At 59.6% G+C, this 1,235-nt stretch carries 1 protein-coding gene and 1 pseudogene; one reads left to right on the top strand and one right to left on the bottom strand.

All coding sequences use genetic code 11. The annotated features are described in order from the left end of the window. Positions 1 to 795, top strand: a pseudogene (locus tag B3797_RS02465) (PQQ-binding-like beta-propeller repeat protein); the annotation flags it as partial. 60 nt (positions 796 to 855) lie between these two features. Here B3797_RS02465 and B3797_RS02460 read toward each other — a convergent pair. Then, on the bottom strand, positions 856 to 1,235 hold a 380-nt coding region (locus B3797_RS02460), incomplete at its 5' end, for a catalase-related domain-containing protein (protein ID WP_311790282.1).

Here is a 1,235-nt window from a genome sequence, read left to right as displayed (position 1 = left end):
ACGCAGCCGGTCTCCAGCCTGAACTTTATTCCGCAGCCGCTGACGGAAAAGGCGATGTGGGGTATTTCGCCGTTTGACCAGATGAGCTGCCGTATCGACTTCCACGAGCTGCGCTACGACGGCAATCCGTGGACGCCAGCGACAGAGAAGGGCTCGCTGATTTTCCCGGGCAATTTCGGCGTATTTAACTGGGGCTCCGTCGCGGTTGATCCAGAGCGTCAGCTGCTGATTGCCGCGCCGGTGCGTCTGGCCTATAAGTACAACCTGATCAAACGCACGCCCTCGACCGAAACCGAGCGTCTGTTTACAAAGGATGGCTCGCCTTACTGGAACGAAAACTTCCATGGCGACTACGCTATCCATATTCAGCAGTTTTCGTCAGCGCTGGGCATACCCTGTATCGCGCCGCCGTGGGGCCGTATGGTTGGCGTCGATCTGAAAACCGGCAAAACCGAATGGCTGCGCCGCGTCGGCAACACGAAAAACCTGAATACCACCTTCCTGCCGGGTCGTTTCCCGATCGGTTTCCCGATGGGCATGGTGGCACACGGTGGTCCGCTGGTGACGGCGGGAGATGTTGTGTTCCACGGCGCGACGGCGGATAACTTCTTCCGCGCCTATGACAGCACCACCGGCGCGCTGCTGTGGCAAACCGAACTGAGCGCAGGCGCGCAGGCCACGCCTTCAACCTTTATGGGTAAAGATGGCAAGCAGTATGTGGTGATCGCCGCTGGCGGCCACGGTTCGATGGGAACCCAGAGCGGTGACAGCGTGGTGGCGTTCCGCCTGAAATAGCGGTAACGCATCGCGCAGATAACGATAAAGCGCCCATTCGGGCGCTTTTTTTATGCAGAATTACGCCTGCGCCTGTCGCTTCGAACGCTCCTCCAGCACCCGCAGCGCGATCCTGTCGCCAATCGCCTGATCGATATTGCGCCAGTATTCAAACGCGCGCGACAGCACCGGCTCCTCTACGCCGTTAAGCAGATGCCCGCTCACATTATTGACCAGCCGATCGCGCGCCGCGTCATCCATCACTTTATTGATCAGCGTATTGGCCTGACTGAAATCGTCGTCATCCTTGCGCAGCGTGTAGGGCGAACGCACCATATCGCCGCTGGCGTGCCAGGTGGCGTCATCTGGATAGCGCTCGCCGTCCGCCGCCGGGCCGCCTTTGCTGTTCGGCGCATAGACCGGATCGGAAACCGGGTGAATACGCATTGCGCCATCTTTGC

This window comes from Pantoea sp. UBA5923 (assembly GCF_002431095.1).
Classification (GTDB): Bacteria; Pseudomonadota; Gammaproteobacteria; order Enterobacterales; family Enterobacteriaceae; genus Pantoea; species Pantoea piersonii.
The sequence above is the reverse complement of the archived record's forward strand: the minus strand, read 5'-3'. Positions and strand labels throughout refer to the sequence as shown.